Raw genomic sequence first — 18,027 nt, forward strand, 5'->3', positions numbered from 1 at the left:
ATATTAGTATAACATTTAAATATTAGAAACAAGGAAAAAAATATTAGGCACATTCAAATAAATGTACTATCCCAGTATAGGCCCCTATACCGACTTATTGTTTATTTGAATGTGCCTTACTCGAAAGGATGGTGAATGAGGCGATTCCACGGTTGATTTAAACAGCATAGTGGTCTCTCGCTTCTATCATATGATTAAACTTAAGAACAAATATATTTTACTTCCTGTTATCACCGCAATTTGTTCGTTAGTATTTCTTGTTTTTGTGAGTAATCCCTTTAAACCACCTACAAATAAACAATATACCGATTTTCTTAAAGATGCCTCGCTAAGGGCTGTCTCAACTGTATACGTAACAACCGCTCCTAAAATTCAAGTTAAACTTAAAGATGGCACTGTTTATGAAACTGATAATCCAAGAACTAATAATTTCAAAGAAGGTTTATTAAAGAATGGTATAGATGTTTCTGAGCAAACTCTAACAAATCCTGCTGAAATAGCATCAATTGCAGGATTTGTGCTTTCACTTATAGCACTTGGAATTATGTCCTTCAAACATACAAAGATAAAATCTAAAAGTATGTTCTCATCTACGAATCTTGATGTTACCGCAGTAAAGGATATAGGTTTTAACTTTGATAGTTTAGCAGGTAATGATGAGGCTAAAGATAGTGTACAGGATGTAGTGGATTTCCTTAAAAACCCTGAAAAATATTCCGCATATGGTGCTAGAATGCCAAAAGGAGTAATTTTATATGGAGACCCTGGAACTGGTAAAACCTTACTTGCAAAAGCCGTAGCAGGAGAAGCAAACGTTCCATTTTATGCGGTATCCGGTTCTGATTTCGTTCAGATATATGTAGGGGTTGGAGCTGGGAGAATTAGAAGCTTATTTAAGAAAGCAAGAAGTCATGGCAGAGCAGTTATCTTTATTGATGAAATCGATGCTATTGGTAAAAAAAGGGATAACGGACGCGGCGGGGGCTCTGACGAAAAAGATCAAACACTTAACGCTCTTTTAACGGAGATGTCTGGTTTTAATGAAACGGAGGGCATAATTATAATTGCAGCAACCAACAGGCTTGATATGTTAGATGAAGCTCTACTAAGACCTGGACGTTTTGATAGGCATATTGAAGTTACTTTGCCTGATGTATCTGCCAGAGAGAAAATCTTAAAACTTCACCTTAAAAATAAACCTATTAAAGATATAGATTATAGTGAATGGGCACATAAAACTTCATCTTTTTCAGGTGCAAAGCTAGAGAACTTAACTAATGAAGCTGCTATTATTGCATGCAAAGACAATTCTGTGTTTATTGGAAATGAACATTTAGATAAAGCTTATTCAATAATGCTAGCTGGTTATGAAAAAGTTGATAGGGATTACATTAAAGACAAGGATAGAAAAATTACCGCTTTCCATGAAGCAGGACATGCTTTTGTTTCACTTAAGATGTTACCAAAGGATAAAGTCTCTAAAGTAACTATAATTCCAACTACCAAAGGTGCAGGCGGTTATACTTTAAGTATTCCTGAAGACACGCTATACCAGAACAAGGAACATTTAAAGAAAAAAATAATGGTACTTTTAGGTGGTAGGGCTGCTGAAGAAATTATCTTTGGATCAGACCATGTAACCACAGGTGCTTATAATGATTTACAAAGGAGTACACAGCTTGTAACAAATATGATAACAGAATATGGTATGGGTGAATCTTTAGGACTACTTACTATGAACCAATTAAAAGACTCAGGCTTTACGAATCAAGAAGCAGTACTTTCAGAATGTAAAAATTTAATCTCAGAACTATATGAAGATGTTAAAAATATCCTATTAGGTGATAAAGAAACTTTAGAGGCTATGACTGCTTTATTAATTGAGAAGGAAACTATAGATCATGAGGATTTAATTAATATTATCAGAGATAGACATAATAATGGAGTTGCCTAAAGTTTTTAAGACCCTCGAAGTTAAATCTTCGGGGGTCTGTTTATTTAATGGTGACTATTAGATTTCGGCTCTAAAACTAATCAGAAATGATGTAATTATGCCACCAAGTAGTCCACCTATATGACCAAAATTATCAATGTTTGGTAGAGTAACTCCTATAAATATATTTATAAATATAACCGATAAAATACTTCTTATAAAATCATTTCCAGTTTTTCCTTTAGACTTAATTGCGAAAATAAGCACTGCCCCGAGTAGTCCAAAGATTGCACCAGAGGCACCAATAGAAACACTTGTTGAAAAGATATAACTAAGCATTGATGCACATATTCCAGAAACAAAATAAATAGCAATATACTTTATCTTTCCATAAACCCTCTCAACCATTGCCCCAATGGCATAAAGTGAATACATATTGACCCCTAAATGCACAAGTCCGCCATGTAAAAACATACAAGAAATGAGTCTAAAATACTGGCCTCGTGCAATTAGCCCATTAACTTTCGCACCTAGTAAAATTAGAATTTTGATGTCACTATTAAATATGCTACCTTTAGCATAAACATAACTCAAATAAGCTGTAACTATATACATCATTACATTTATAGCTATAATTACCATAGTAACCCAAGGTCTATCTCTTGCACTTGTTTTTTCACTATCACTATGTAAATTTGTATTATTCATTACGGAAGCTAAATCTTGAACCACTTGTGAATTTACATTTCCAGAATAATTCACTTTTTTCTCCAAAACATTCACTCTAATTAAGGATTTTTCTAATAAATTATTTATTGCAATCTCTTTTGAAACTTCTTCCTTATTGATTTCATCATTAGAAAATAGTATATATATATTGTTTTTGTCATCTGGAATGTCATATTGTATTAATTGATGCAGGCTAAGCGACATCATAAATATTAACCGATACGACTCTCCACCTATATCTTTGCTCACTGTCCACATATTCAAATTGTTATTCTTACTTATTATTTCCTCTAAAAAATATCCATTTTGCTGAGTAAAACCAGTTATAATTGTTTTTATATTTTTTTCTTTCATATTTTACTCCTACTCAAATTTATATTTTTTATATTATTGACTGCACCGCAATGTTATTGCATTTCAACAAATCTATTTCATAAAATTTAATAGGTTCCCTAGTTTATTTTCCATATAGCATCTTCTACGTATACAATCTCTATTTGTACTCTTCTTCTTTTTCTTTAATTTTAATAAAAACTTCTTTAAGTTCTTGCTTTATTAATTCACAAATTTTGATTAAATCTTCCCTAACAATCATATGCTCGTCAGAATATTTGAACTTAACTAACCAAGTTGGGTTATACTCATCATCTACTGCTTCAATAGAATAACCTTTAGACCTAAAAATTTCTTCATTAAAACAATCATAAATTGCTGTAAATTGCCACTCTTCCACATCATCATGAGTATCAAACGTCAAGTTGATCAGTTCTCCAGAATAATTTAATTTTGTAACAAATTCTGCCCCTTCAGAAGTTTCATAACTTCCAAGCTCTTTAACAAATTGATTAGTTTCTTTATCTACTTCCATTAATACCAATGAAGAAAATTGCATAAATCTCATCCTCTCTTATTTTTTACATTCTTTACATATGCCTTTTAAATAAACATGGCTTTCTGTAAGAGTTATTCCTGTCTTTGCTTTTATTTGTTCTTCTATTTGGGGTATTGGACAATCTATGACCATTTTCTTATGACATAAATCGCACTCAATTACATGGTTGTGGGAATTGTTATTTATAGTGTAATTATACATATTATTCCCCAAATCAAACTTATTTAAAATCTTTTTACCCTCTAGCAAATCTAGGGTTCTATATACCGTGGACAAATCTATTTTTATATTCTCTTTTTTAAGTAGAGCATATATTAGGTTTGCATTTATAGCATCTTTACTGCAAATTATAATTTCTAATATGCTTTTTCTTGCATTAGTTACTTTAATATTATTCTCTTTTAAATATGAAATTATATTCATCTATATACATCACCTTACTACATTATTATAACAATTATAATATACCTCAATATGGTCATGAATACAAGCAATGCTTATAAAAAGGCTTCTACAAAAGTAGGAGCCTTTTTATAAGCCATTAAAATAGCTTTATCTACTAAAGTAGCTTTATCTACTAAAGTAGCTTTATCTATTTCATGTACCTGATCATTTTATTTCTTTTAATATTGCTACTAAGTAATCCCATGTCCTCTCTGTTGATGAAATACTTAGGTGTTCACTCGGTGTGTGTACATCATACATATTTGGTCCAAAAGATATTTGATCAATATCTCCTTCAAACTTTTCACTAAATAATCCGCACTCGAGGCCTGCATGAATAGCTGCTATTTCAGGCATTTTACCATATAAATCAGTATATGCTTTCTCTAGTATACTCCTTATTTTAGAATCTGGATTGTATTGCCACTCTGGATATTCAGATTCAAATTCAATAGTTGCTCCTGCCATTTCTGCAAGCACTATAGTTTCATCGCATATTGCTTTCTTTAAAGTCTTTACAGAACTTCTTATTGCAGAGTCAAATACTATATTTTCATCACTCGTCGTAAGAATCCCTATATTTGCTGAACTTTGCACTAATCCATCAATCGCCATACTCATACTTTTAACTCCATTTGGAATTAAGAAAAGTATTTGAAGTGCTTTTGTAGCGGTGTCATCTGAAAAAATCTTATTTACTTTATTTTCCAATATTTTAATAGTTAAATCAACATCTGGATCAATAGTATTTAATTCATTTTTCAATGTAGAATTCCACTGTGATATTTTTTCATTAACTATTTTTTTATCATTTTCTCTAAACAATATAATAGCATCAGCATCACGAGGAATTGCGTTATTTTTAGCTCCTCCATTTATAGAGTTTATTTTAAAATCTATAACTGATCTTAAATCCATTAAAAAACGTCCCATAATTTTGTTAGCGTTTCCTCTTTCTTTGTTTATTTCCATTCCAGAATGGCCGCCTCTTAATCCTCTTAGTCTTATTTCACAGCTTATAAAGTTTTTATCTGCTTCTTCCCAAATTATTGGAAGCCTTATTTTTTCACGCACTCCCCCTGCACAACTTACTAAAAGTTTTCCTTCTTCTTCTGAATCTATATTTATTAATATTCTTCCATCTAAATTCTTAGGATCTATTGCCTGAGCTCCGCCCATACCCGTTTCTTCCTCTGTAGTTACTAATAACTCTATTGGTGGATGCGGTATATCATTAGACGCAAGTACTGCAAGACTTAATGCTACTGCGATTCCATCGTCCGCGCCTAGTGTAGTCCCATTTGCCCTTAAAAAATCATCCTCTACAATAAACTCAATAGGGTCTCTTAAAAAATCATGCTTTATCCCTATGTTTTTTTCACAGACCATGTCCATATGACCTTGAAGTATTACCTTTGGAGCATTAGTTCGACCTTCTGTACCAGGCTTTTTAATTATAATGTTTAATGCGGTGTCTTGGATAACTTTCAAATTATGTTCTTTTGCAAAGGTTACTAACCAATCACTTACAGCTTTCTCATTGCCGGAACCTCTTGGGATCTCGTTCATCTCTTTAAAATATTTAAATGCCTTAAATGAATTTAAATCCTTTAATTTGTTTAACATTTATATCATCCTCCCTTTCAAAAAAACATCATTTTTAGACCGAAAATTATTAAGATTATTCCTCCAATGTAGTCTGCATATTTTCCTACAATTTCTATTTTTTTTAGGTATCTAGAAATTACAAAGGCCATTATTGACATTACTAGAGTTATTCCCCCAATGAATAGTGTATTTTTTAATAATATAGCATTTGTTATATTATTTAATACCGTAAATCCTACCACCATTGCATCTATACTTACGGATATCCCTAAAACAAAATACATTTTAGGTTTAAGCAGTGGACACTTCCCTTGATTTTCAAAGCCTTCCTTAATCATAATCACTCCAACGAAAGATATAATCATACCACCAATTATGGTAGGCATTGAAGCTACATATGTATTGAAAAGGAAGCCTGCATAAGCTCCTATATATGATAATAAAAATTGAAATAGTCCAAAAGAAATTGTAAAACCTACCTTATTTATAAATCTAGTTTGATTGTTTAATCCTATACATAAAGCTACTCCAAAAGCATCTAAAGATAATGCTAAAGCAATTGTAAATAATGGGTACATATCCATGAATTTTTACGCCCCCCAATAATACTCCACAATATATTTAGTCTGTTTTCTTTATTATTATTCCATTTTTTTAAATTTATGTGAAAAACTTTACATATACTATTATCAATTATTCGAGCTTCCTTGTCAACTGTGGTTTAGTATTCGAATTGCTATGGTTAAAATAATTATGAGTTGTCTATCCTGCCTTTTATAGACTATAATATAAAGGGAATTACACTAGGAGGTGTTGCAATGATTTCAATATATAGTAGTGTAGAAAACAACCAGCTAGCAAAGCTAGAAAATATAGAGCCAGGTTGTTGGATTAACATGATTGATCCATCAGATGAAGAATTAATATTAATTTCAAAAAACACTAATGTTTCTATGGATTTTTTAAGGGCTGCTTTGGATGAAGAAGAAACCTCCCGTATTGACATAGAAGATTGTACATTAATTATATTGGATATTCCCTTTACAGCTATGGATGATAACTCTTTAACCTATGACACTTACCCTATAGCTATGATTCATACTGACAAAGTAATATAATTACAGTTTGTTTGATAAACAGTAAAGTATTGTCAGATTTCGCCGAAGGGAAAATTAGCTCCTTTTATACCTTTAAGCGTTCAAGGTTTATGCTACAAATCTTATATAGAATTGCCAACTATTATCTAATATACTTAAGACAAATTGATAAAAAAAGCTACATAGTAGAAAAACAACTTCACAAGACCTTAAGAAATAAAGAACTTATTCAATTATTGGCACTCGAAAAATCTCTTGTGTATTTTTCCACTTCCTTAAAGGGAAATGAAATTACCTTAGAGAAAATGCTTAAATTAGACATTCTTCAAAAATACGAAGAAGATAAAGACGTATTAGATGATGTCATTATTGAAAATAGACAGGCTATAGAGATGTGTACTATTTACAGTAATATTTTAAATGGTACTATGGATGCCTATGCCTCTGTTATATCAAATAAACTTAATATAGTAATGAAATTTCTTGCTGCTATTACTATAGTTATGGCTATACCTAATATGATATCTGGGCTATTTGGAATGAACCTATCTGGAATACCGTTTTCCGCTAATGCTGTGGGTTTTTGGTATGTGGTTGCATTAATTGGACTTATCGTAATATTTGTTATATATTTCTTGAATAAGAAGGACATGTTTTAAACAATTGAAATGGAATATAGCTTGAGTAGCTACATTATAATAATAAAAAAATAATCTTTAATAGGATAAAGCCTCATACTAGATTTATAGTATGAGGCTTTTATAACAAATAAGAATCATATCGTCTTATTTACTCTTTACTTTGTTTCATTAGTTTATTTGTTACTACTCCACTTGAGTTATATATTTACACCTTGTATTTCAACTTATCTATATATATTATAAACAACCATATAATCATTGATATTAAGCCATCTATGAGGTGTAAAATATTATTTTTGATTAAATATTAAGTAATTGTATCTAATTATCTTTTATAGAGCGGTGGCAAAAGGGTGGCATACGATAAATTTGCTACCCTTTTTATAACCCTTATATTTTCTAATCACACCATAAACATTTCTCTATTGTTCAATTATGTTCCTTTAGCTGGTATTCAATAGAATATTCATTACACATTTAACGGTTCCAATTTTGACCTGTACAACCTTCGACCTTCAGATTCGAAAGAAGCAGTTCTTATTAAGTTTAAAATATCGTCAATCCTTTATACCTAGCCATTTTGCTTTTTAACTAAGTTTAAGTAATACCTATTTAATTCAACCTATAAGGGGCAAAATTAATATACTACTTTTGTTTCTATCAATAACTATATATTGACTACCGATTTGCCCTTTATACAACTCTCAATTCAGCATTTATTTTAATATACAAATTTGTTATTGAACTTTGTACAGTATTTGGCTCGATATTTTGAGATATATGTTATAAATTTGTAACAACTGTATTGTATACTTATTGAAGTAAGGGGGCCATGCTATGAATAATAATATACTTATAATTGAGGACGATGAATGTATAAGCGAAATTTTGACATATTCATTTAAAGAAGAAGGGTTTAAAGTTTTTGAAGCTGCAACGGGTATAGAAGGATTAAAAATCTTAAAAAATCAATATATAGAACTAATTATACTGGATTTAATGTTACCTGATATAAGTGGTTTTGAAATATGTAAGAAAGTATCGGTAGAATATAAAATCCCTATAATAATGCTTACGGCAAAAAATGATATTATGGACAAAGTAGTAGGCTTAGAACTTGGAGCAGACGATTATATTACCAAGCCTTTTGACATAAGAGAAGTAGTTGCAAGAGCAAAAGTTAGTATAAGAAGGATAGAACAATTTAAAAACATTAAGGATAAAGAAAATATTATAAAATTAGAAAAAAACATAACAATATTTAAAGATAATTATGAAGTATTTAAGGGAGATAAATTAGTGAATCTTACAGCAAAAGAGTATGAATTGCTATATAAACTTGCAGAGAATAGGGGAAAAGTATTTTCACGCGATAAACTTTTAGAAACTATATGGGGGTTTGATTTTGAAGGTGAAAGCAGAACTGTAGATGTTCATATTCAAAGGTTAAGAAAAAAATTATCTAGTGATAAAAATAACTCTGTTATAAAAACTGTATTTGGAGTAGGGTATAAAATTATGTAGGAAGGGGATATATTTTTCATGAAAATGTCTATAAAGCGTAAATTTATCATTGGTTTTTTAGTTATATTTTATATAGGGTATAACACAATGAGCTTTTTCATGAATAAGCTTATTGTAGAAAACAATGAAGAGATAATAAGTAAGGAATTAGTAACCTTTGAAAAGGATTTGAACACATATTTAAGACAGTATTTTGAATTGAAAAATAAGGATATGTATTCTAATAATTTTAATAATTCTAGCAATGGTATAGCTTCAGATTTGTCTATAAAGGTTGGAAATAGAATAATGATTTACTCATACGAAGGAAAATTTTTAGTTGATTCTGCAAATGCAAATGGAAAAGTACTAAATTATGAAGATAGTGATAATAAAAATAATTATAGTGATGAAGATTTAAAACTATCTATTAATAACAAGTCTGCATTTACAATAGTACCCGTTAAAGATAAATATTTAGTTGTTTTTTCATGTCCTATTATAAACAACAAAATAAGTATAGGAATTGTTAGATCTGTTATGGATTATTCAGAAATATTTAGTTCTAGTAAAAATTTGTTAAAGCTAACCAATACCTTTGTATTATTAGTTTTCGGAGTGATTTTCTTATTTGTAGTATTGTTAGCTACAAAAATAACTATACCAATATTGAAATTGAGCAAGTTTACAAAAGAGGTTTCAAAAGGCAATTTTGAAGAGGATATAAATATTAATTCTAAGGATGAGATAGAGGAACTATCCTTAAATTTTAATAAAATGAAAAACAAGATAAAAAATCAAATAGAAACTATAGAAAATGACAGAGATGATTTAAGAAAGATTGCAGGCCATAGGAAAGTTTTTTTTGATAATATAACTCATGAAATGAAAACTCCTTTGACTATAATATCTGGATATTGTCAAATACTTCTTAAGCAAGACTTTAAGGACAAAGAATTCGCTAGAAAAAGTATGAACAAGATAAATGATGAAAGTGAAAGAATGCATAGCATGGTAATTGAACTATTGGAAATCTCAAAGGTTGAATCAAACATGATCTCAAATATAGAAGAAGAAGTTAACGTATCACAAATTTTAGGTGCAGCATGTAATGATATGAAAATAAGAGCAAATAAATATGAGATACATATAGAAAAAGTTATAGATAAAGAGGTTATTGTATTAGGTAATCCAAACGAGATTAGAAGGGTAATTATAAATATAATAGATAATTCTATTAAGTATGGCAATGTTAACTCTACTATAAATGTGAAGTTATCCAAGGAAAATGGTAACTGTAATATAATTATTAAAGATAAAGGACAAGGAATACCTTCTAATAAGTTAGAAATGATATTTGAACCTTTTTATAGGGTGAATAAACAAACTTCAAGAGAAGCAGGAAGTTCTGGATTAGGACTATCTATAGTAAAAAAAATTATAGATAAACATAATGGAAGTATAAAAATAATTAGTGAAGAGAGAAAAGGCACTGAAGTACATATAGTAATTCCTCTAAAAGTTTACAACATTGTAACATCGTGTTAACTCAATGTCACAACTTTTGTTTATAATTAACTTATAAAATTTAAATTTAGGAGGAAGAAATTATGGGACAAGGAAATAAGAATTGGAAAGTAGGGGCTGTAGTTGTAGGGATATTAGTGTTAGGGGCAGTGAGTGTAGTATATTCATACTCCAAGCCCTTAATGGCAAGTAATAATTCTGTAGTGCTGTCGGATAACAAAATAAAGGCAATCGCCCCAGATGAATATAAACCACTTCAAGTAGTAAAGAGTGAAAAAACAGATAGAATAGAAGGACTTAATAATATGATAGGCCTGGTAGGAGATAACCAAGCTATTGTTCAAATAGGCCTCAGTAGAAAGGATATAGAGGAGAAATTTGAAAAGATTGATAATGAAAATACAAATGAAGAAGAAGAACTTAAATTTATTAAGGAGGTTAGAGGAGGCACCTATAAACTTAACTTATCTACTTTTGAAAAGTCACCTTCCAATTTAGAAGATGGTGCTACAATTTCTCCCGATAAAACAAAGTATATGTATAACACAAAGGAAAATGATGAAAGCTGTTATTATATAGTTGATATAAAAAGCAATTCCAAGAAGAAAATTAATGTGAAAGGCAATATGCTGGGACAATGGTCTATAAATAGTAAATATATAGTAGGATTAACATTTGCTAAAAGCCCATCAATAGTTGTATATGACGTGGAGAATGACAAATTGAAAGAATTTAAAGAGGGTAATCAGAGAATAAATCAATTAGCAGGTGTTTATAGTAATAATGGAAAAGATGTTTACTTTGTAGGGACTGCTAAAACAAAAAACAATGAAAAAACAATTATAACAGAAGGCATTTATAAGATAACTACAGATGATGGGAAAGTGCAACCTGTGATGGTTTTACCATCTGCTGAAGCAAAGACACAAAAAAACCGTATAGTTAACTATGGTTTTGCTGTTATTAATGAAGGACAAAAAATAGTTTTTGAAGGAAACATAAATGGGGAAGATGGCTTATTTATTTATGATGTAAATAGTAAAAAAACAAATAAATTCGCACAATCAATAGGAAGCCATATTGTACCATTTTGGATTTCGCCGGATGAAAACAAAATTGTTTATGCAACATATAGTGGTGAAGATTATAAAGGAGTATGGAGTATATATGCAGCAAAGTTTAATGGAAACGAAATAGTTAATAAGATTTTATTGCTTAAAGATATAAATTATTTTAATATACTTAACCCTAATGGAGTATTTTGGAATAATGATAGCAATAAAGTTACAATTTTTGAATCTAAAATTTTAAATTTAGATAGTAGGATTTTTGCTGAAAATGGAAGTATTCATAGCATATATTTAAAATAGAAAAAAGTAATCCTATTTAGAATGGTTATCAAAGACTGCATTAAATGATAATGCTTTTGTTGATTCTCTCAAAATGAGTTAGTTAAATTATTTGAAATATATAAACAAGTCTCAAAAACGTTCGTTTTTGAGACTTATTTGGTTTTAAGTGAATTTTAATAAAAGGGCATCAAAACTGTATCAAATCTTATCTCAGAATCATAGTATTAATACTTGACCACTAAGTTAAGTTATGAGACTATATTTTTAAATGCCATTTTTTCAGCTTCCTTTTGGATCACACTAAAGTCAGTATCTTTTATTAATCCTTTGCTTAAATCTTGTTGGTTTATGCATGTCCTGGGTGCTAACATTCTTATTCCTAATTTACCTTTAGGCATTTCAATTTCAAATATTAAGCCTTTTTTCCCAGGAGGTAGTTTGTTTAACATTTCCATACTCAGTGCAGTTTTGCCCATACTAGGCCTTACAGCTATAATACGTAAATCTCCTTTTACAAAACCATTTATAGCATTATCAAGAGGCTTATATCCTGTAGTCGTTCCTAGTAGTTGTCCCCCATTTTTATATCCATTATCAATTAAATCTATTGATTGAGTCATTAGTTCTTCTAAGTTTACTGTTTTTTCTTCGTACATATCGCTTGCGCTAAACATCTTAGTTTCTAAGGTAGCAATTACGTCTCTTATGTCTATATTTTCTCCATACACCATGTTTAGATCATCTTGACACGCCTTTATTAGTTCTCGTTTAATACTTAAGTTCTTAACTGTTTTTATATTATGGTGAATTTTATACTAAAAATGATTTTGTATGTACTCAAGAAAATGGTGGACTTGTCTCAAATAATAGTTTAATATATATATATCGTGTAGTTAATTATGAGTTAGGAATTAAATATAATTTTCATTCTTTAAGACATACTCATGCCACCATTCTTTTAGAAGGTGGCACTGTTCCAAAAGATATTCAAGAAAGACTTGGACATAGCAAAATAGGCACCACTATGGATACTTATTCTCATGTAACCTTAAAAATGAAAAATGATACTGTAAATATTCTTGAAAATATATTTGCCACCCAAAAATAATTAAGGGTGGCAAAGGGGTGGCATATAGACCAAATCAAAAGATTGGTTACTTGTAAACCCTAGTTATTTCAACGTTAGTCTGCAATTTTACTCCACTTGAGTTATAAGTTTCCTCATAATATCCTTTAATTTTAATTCTGTAGTATCCTCTGATGCTATAATTATAACTAACTTTATCCCATCATCTGATTTATCCCATTTATAAGACTTAATGTCCATAATAGCACCGTCAGGAACGTATTCTTCAATGTCCATTGCAATTTCTTCTGCCAGTGATAAGTATTCATCGAATAATTCATCTTCTGTTAATTCATTTAAATTAAATTCACCTTCCATTAGGTCATTTAATGTATTTATTTCTACACTTAAATTAAAAGCTAATATATCATTTCTCTTTGAACCTTTACTCATGTCTTTAACTACTTTAAATTCTGTATTTTTTTCAATTATATCTTTTATATCCTTGCTATCTACAATTTTATTATTAAACTCTACGTACATTTTTATATCTCCTTTTGGTGCTATCTTTAGCGCGTGGCACCCTCACTCTAAACCCTAAAATCTAAAAATTTCCAGAAGTTCTTTCTTTGTAAGTTTGCCTAGAATATCACTACTTGTAAGTTCCCCTGTAATTACACTGTCTATTAAATGTTTTTTGTTTTCTTGGAGTAGAATGATCTTTTCTTCTATAGTCCCCTTAGTAACTAACTTAATCACTTCTACTACATTTTTTTGACCAATTCTATGAGCCCTATCTGTTGCTTGATTCTCTACTGCTGGATTCCACCAAGGGTCAAAATGAATAACTAAATTTGCAGAGGTTAAGTTAAGACCTGTTCCCCCTGCCTTTAGCGAGATTAAAAAAACTAATGATTCACAACTGTTATTAAATTCATCTACCAGTTTAATTCTATCCTTTGCTTTTGTTTTTCCATCTAAATAAAGGTACCGAATTCCCTTTTCATTTAAATTCTCTCCTATATTTTTAAGTACTGCCGTAAATTGAGAAAATAATAACACTTTTCCGTATGTTTCCATATGCTTTTCTATAAGCTCAGTTGCAATTTTCAGCTTTCCACTTCCACCTTTGTATTCATCTATTACAAGTGAAGGATCTAAACAAATTTGTCGCAACTTAGTTAAACAAGAAAAAATCTCTATTTTATCATCACCGTTATTATTTTTCATTTTATCCCTGACAACTTTAGTATAAGATTTATATACAGCCTTTTGAACTGATGTCATCTCAACTATAAACTTCTTTTCTATTTTATCTGGTAGTTCTTTCAATACTTCTTTTTTTGTTCTCCTTAGGAGAAAAGGCTTAATTAGCAATTTAAGTTCTTCTAAATCACCTTCTTTATTAATTATAAATTTTGATTCAAAAATTTCTTTAGAGTATAAATAATCGGGCATTATAAAATCGAAAATAGACCAAAGTTCTATTAAATTATTTTCAATAGGAGTGCCTGTTAATGCGAATCTTACCTTAGCTTTAACTTCTTTAATAACCTTTGTATTTTGTGCTAAATGATTTTTTATATTTTGGGCTTCATCTATAATACAATAATCAAAACTAATATCCTCATATAACCCTATATCTGTTCTTAAAGTTCCATAGGTTGTTAGTATTATATCATACTCCTCTAAACTATGAATCAATTTAAGTCGCCGGCTTTTTTCGCCATGTACAATAGCTACATTTAGACTAGGTGAAAATTTTTCTAGTTCAGCCTTCCAATTATAAATAAGGGAAGTTGGACTAATAATAATAGATTTTTTATTCTCTTCTGATAATAGAAGAGCTATTGTTTGAATTGTTTTACCAAGTCCCATTTCATCGGCTAATATCCCTCCAAATCCTAACCGACTTAGACTTTTAAGCCATTTAAAACCATCTATTTGATATTCACGAAGTGTGGCTTTTAAGTTCATTGGCACCCTTATATCCATATTATTTATATCCAATAAAGCGTTTTCTATATCATTTAACACTTCAGTACCTTTTACAAACTGAATACCCTTGTTTTTCATCTTTTCATTTAAATATAATGCCTTACCTTTATCCATATGCATTAATCCATTTTCTATTTTTTTATTAATATTAAACACTTCTATTAAATCAAAGAAATTTTTAACTCCCGCATCTTTAAAATCTAAAAAGTTATTATTATTAGTTTTATAAAACCTTCTTTTTTGCTTAAATGAAGAGAGTACACTATTTAATTCTTTATTTTCGATATCATGTATACCGTAGGAAAAATCATAGTAGCCATCCTTTTCTTTAATTTCTGCTTCAATAGCCGTGAAATCATATATTTTCCTGTCTTTAATCCCTTTTCCAAATGTAACATTGCCAAGAGAATGTAGATTCTTCTCGTTCTTACTTAATATGTCAAACAATTGCTCATCTGAGCCTATAAAAAGTAGCTTCTCATTTCTTTTTATAAACCTATACTTTTCTAGTTCCATAAGTATTTTGTCTTCTTTTTTATAATTACGTGTAATTATATTTTTACTTTTATCTTTCTTTAATATATTTATTTTATCATTATCGTAAATCACTTCTATATCACAATAAATATCACTGCCTATCTCATATATGTAAAACTCAGGTTTTATGAAATTTGCTGCAAAATCTTTTATCTCTTCACTAATATTAATATTATTTGAAATACTACTTAAAAATGAGATAATTTTGTTATAGTTTTCTATTCCGCCGGGGTATAGAATTTCACCATTTTTTTTTAACTTTTCACATAACGCAACATATTTTAGAACTTGATTTTTTGATGGTATATAAAGTTTCCAATTAAATAAATACACATCATTTTTATCATTTAATGATACTGGGAACTGCCTATGAGTTGTTAAAACAAAATATTCGTTTCTAATCTTTAATGTAAAGTTTAGTGGTAAATCTTTTAGCACTATTGGAGCTTCAAACTCAAAACTATCATAGTTTAGCTTAATTTTCTTATGGTTAGTCCCAGTTAAAAAAGTTCTCAAGTCCTTAGGCTCTATCTTTATTTTTTCCTTACCTATTGCATATTGCGCTTCATAATAAGTTGGGCCTTTTGAAACCTTACGAACTAACTTTATAATACTTTCGCTTCCCTGATTATTTGAATTATCTTCTTTTAACTTTTCCGTTTTTTCATTTTTCTCATAATTTTTTTTTGCAGTTATGCTAAAAAAACTATATGCTGTAGCCGTTAAATGGCTACACATAAATAAATATCCCACATTAGATGCTGTTTTGAAATCCTCACAAGTACATTTTATACCATCCAATTTTTTCTTTAATAAATCTATTTTAATATGCGTGTTTAACTCACTCCATTGAGTATCACTCTTGACGCGACCATAAATATGATATATATTTTCTATTTTCTTGCCTTTAATCTTAATAACTAATCCACTATTAAACGCATTTTCTCCCTCACTTCTCATAAGCTCTGAAGATGATTTAAATACTATATTCTCAAGCTCTTTTAATTTCATAAATGCTCCTCACTAATTGTTTATATCACTTATTGTCATATTTTTCGAGAAAATTTTGAGGTACCTCGAAGAATAATATTTCTTTTGATTCATAAATATATAAAAAGCACCTTTTGATATCCTTACCATATTCACAAGTGCTTGCACAGTTACCTTGCAAATACTGTAATTTTTTAGATATCGTTCTGAGGCCTTGTATAATTTTGTTCAAATATTTATAGTCATATTATAGCATGGTGCCGCTCACGCTACAAATGAGTTGCTTGCACTCTACAACCTACTTGCAACAAAAAATAGTTGCCTCCCACAAATAAACGTGCTACAATATTGTTGAAATATTCTATCGTTCCATATATTGGTACAGATACATGATTCCCCTACTTCTCATGCATCTTTTGAGAGTGATTTTAACTATAATATGTTTAAGATTACTGTATTTTGGGCATCTGACACCAGTACTTAATCATCAAAAAAAATAGACTAGAATGATTAGTATTATTTTTTGTAGATGCTTTGTACTGAATTTTATAATAGGAGATGATATTCTGCTTAAATTTATGAAAGATAAGCGAACAAAAATTGTTATTGGATCTATTCTTATCACCATACTTGCAACTTTAACTGTTTTCATGAGCTTTATCAGAAAAAATATTACAGTGGTTGTAGATGGCAAACCTACTAAATTAGTAACTTACCAAAAAACTTTTGACAGCGCCTTAGAAAAAGCTGGTATAAATATAGCAGTAAAAGATAGGATTGACAAATCTTTAAATTCAAAAATAACTACCAATGATGTTATAACTATAGATCGCGCTGTAAATATTAAAGTCTTAGTAGACAATAAAGAGCTTAACGTAAAGTCTGCTGAAAAAGATATCGCCCGAATGTTAACTACAGAAAAAATCGTTTTAAGCCCTACTGATAAGATTTCACCATCAGTAAAAACGAAGTTATCTAAAGGTATGGATGTTACCATAACTAGAGTTAAAATAGAAACACTAAAACAGACAAAACCCATTGATTTTAAAACTGTTATTAAAAAGGATAGCGATACATTAAAATCTGAAAGTAAGGTTGTACAAAATGGAACAAAAGGCGAAAAAAGTATTACTTTAAATGTAACTTATGAGAATGGGAAAGAAGTAACTAGAAAAGTTGTTAAAGAAGCTGTAGTTAAAGAACCTCAGAGTAAAATTATAGCTCAAGGCACTTTGTCACCCATAACCCCTTCAAGAGGAGAATCTTTAAAAAATTCTGTGAATCCTCAAAATGGTTCAGCTCCTTCAAGGGCTGCTAATTTAAAAGCTACTGCATCTTCTGGTAGGTCTTTTAGTGTAAAGGCCACTGCCTATTCGACAGATTCTCCAGGTAATACTTATACTGCCTCCGGAAGAAAGACAGAGCGAAATCCAAATGGCTATAGTACAATAGCCGTAGACCCTAATGTCATTCCTTTAGGAACAAAATTATATGTTGAAGGTTATGGCAATGCAATTGCTGCGGACACTGGTTCTGCAATAAAAGGTAACTTTATAGATGTATTTTTCAACACCCCTGAAGAAGTTAATAACTGGGGCGTTAAATACTTAAACGTACAAATACTAGATTAATTATTTTGTAAATGCCTCATATGCGATTAGAGAATAATAAACCAAAATCAGGGACCGTTAATAATTTATAAAATTATTA

13 protein-coding genes and 2 pseudogenes are annotated in these 18,027 nt (G+C 29.8%); 7 read left to right on the forward strand and 8 right to left on the reverse strand.

All coding sequences use genetic code 11. The annotated features are described in order from the left end of the window. Positions 1–190 precede the first annotated feature (190 nt). On the forward strand, positions 191–1,954 hold the full coding sequence (locus ACWJJ2_RS09560; RefSeq protein ID WP_216302744.1) for an ATP-dependent metallopeptidase FtsH/Yme1/Tma family protein: 1,764 nt from the start codon (positions 191–193) through the stop codon (positions 1,952–1,954). A 57-nt stretch (positions 1,955–2,011) separates the two neighbouring features. Here the strand turns inward: ACWJJ2_RS09560 and ACWJJ2_RS09565 are convergent, their stop codons facing one another. The 5 genes from ACWJJ2_RS09565 to ACWJJ2_RS09585 all read right to left on the reverse strand — a co-directional run bounded on the left by ACWJJ2_RS09565 (position 2,012) and on the right by ACWJJ2_RS09585 (position 6,190). Beyond that, positions 2,012–3,016, reverse strand: coding sequence for a rhomboid family intramembrane serine protease (locus tag ACWJJ2_RS09565; protein ID WP_216302743.1), 1,005 nt, complete (start codon positions 3,014–3,016; stop codon positions 2,012–2,014). A gap of 139 nt (positions 3,017–3,155) precedes the next feature. Beyond that, a complete protein-coding gene (locus ACWJJ2_RS09570) occupies positions 3,156–3,554 on the reverse strand; it encodes a DUF6762 family protein (RefSeq protein ID WP_216302742.1) in 399 nt (132 codons plus the stop codon). A 15-nt stretch (positions 3,555–3,569) separates the two neighbouring features. After that, the gene (locus ACWJJ2_RS09575; RefSeq protein WP_216302741.1) at positions 3,570–3,977 is read right to left on the reverse strand and encodes a Fur family transcriptional regulator; all 408 of its coding nucleotides are present in this window, start codon (positions 3,975–3,977) and stop codon (positions 3,570–3,572) included. 186 nt (positions 3,978–4,163) lie between these two features. Continuing rightward, a complete protein-coding gene (locus ACWJJ2_RS09580; RefSeq protein WP_216302740.1) occupies positions 4,164–5,624 on the reverse strand; it encodes an aminoacyl-histidine dipeptidase in 1,461 nt (486 codons plus the stop codon). Positions 5,625–5,641: 17 nt separating this feature from the next. After that, positions 5,642–6,190 carry a manganese efflux pump MntP gene (locus ACWJJ2_RS09585; RefSeq protein ID WP_165411501.1) on the reverse strand — a complete coding sequence of 183 codons (549 nt, stop codon included), beginning with the start codon at positions 6,188–6,190 and terminating at the stop codon, positions 5,642–5,644. Between the two features lie 234 nt (positions 6,191–6,424). On the opposite strand from ACWJJ2_RS09585, the pseudogene ACWJJ2_RS09590 reads away from it, so the two are divergent. From ACWJJ2_RS09590 to ACWJJ2_RS09605, 4 genes and pseudogenes are all read left to right on the forward strand, one after another. Beyond that, positions 6,425–7,362 (forward strand): annotated as a pseudogene (locus tag ACWJJ2_RS09590) (magnesium transporter CorA family protein). An 819-nt stretch (positions 7,363–8,181) separates the two neighbouring features. Next, entirely contained in the window at positions 8,182–8,868 is a 687-nt protein-coding gene (locus ACWJJ2_RS09595; protein ID WP_220319933.1) for a response regulator transcription factor, read from the forward strand. A 24-nt stretch (positions 8,869–8,892) separates the two neighbouring features. After that, on the forward strand, positions 8,893–10,395 hold the full coding sequence (locus ACWJJ2_RS09600; protein WP_462954306.1) for a HAMP domain-containing sensor histidine kinase: 1,503 nt from the start codon (positions 8,893–8,895) through the stop codon (positions 10,393–10,395). A 62-nt stretch (positions 10,396–10,457) separates the two neighbouring features. Next, entirely contained in the window at positions 10,458–11,744 is a 1,287-nt protein-coding gene (locus ACWJJ2_RS09605) for a TolB family protein (RefSeq protein ID WP_462954307.1), read from the forward strand. A 230-nt stretch (positions 11,745–11,974) separates the two neighbouring features. Here the strand turns inward: ACWJJ2_RS09605 and ACWJJ2_RS09610 are convergent, their stop codons facing one another. Then, the gene (locus ACWJJ2_RS09610; RefSeq protein ID WP_220319930.1) at positions 11,975–12,457 is read right to left on the reverse strand and encodes a DnaB-like helicase C-terminal domain-containing protein; all 483 of its coding nucleotides are present in this window, start codon (positions 12,455–12,457) and stop codon (positions 11,975–11,977) included. A 62-nt stretch (positions 12,458–12,519) separates the two neighbouring features. Here ACWJJ2_RS09610 and ACWJJ2_RS09615 point away from each other — a divergent pair. After that, positions 12,520–12,834 (forward strand): annotated as a pseudogene (locus tag ACWJJ2_RS09615) (tyrosine-type recombinase/integrase); the annotation flags it as partial. Positions 12,835–12,921: 87 nt separating this feature from the next. Here the strand turns inward: ACWJJ2_RS09615 and ACWJJ2_RS09620 are convergent. Further along, on the reverse strand, positions 12,922–13,335 hold the full coding sequence (locus tag ACWJJ2_RS09620) for a hypothetical protein (RefSeq protein ID WP_220319929.1): 414 nt from the start codon (positions 13,333–13,335) through the stop codon (positions 12,922–12,924). 54 nt (positions 13,336–13,389) lie between these two features. After that, positions 13,390–16,338 carry a DEAD/DEAH box helicase gene (locus ACWJJ2_RS09625; RefSeq protein ID WP_462953171.1) on the reverse strand — a complete coding sequence of 983 codons (2,949 nt, stop codon included), beginning with the start codon at positions 16,336–16,338 and terminating at the stop codon, positions 13,390–13,392. 485 nt (positions 16,339–16,823) lie between these two features. Here ACWJJ2_RS09625 and ACWJJ2_RS09630 point away from each other — a divergent pair, with 485 nt between their 5' ends. Further along, a complete protein-coding gene (locus tag ACWJJ2_RS09630; RefSeq protein WP_220319927.1) occupies positions 16,824–17,948 on the forward strand; it encodes a 3D domain-containing protein in 1,125 nt (374 codons plus the stop codon). Positions 17,949–18,027: the final 79 nt, after the last annotated feature.

The organism is Clostridium sp. CM039 (genome assembly GCF_055081075.1).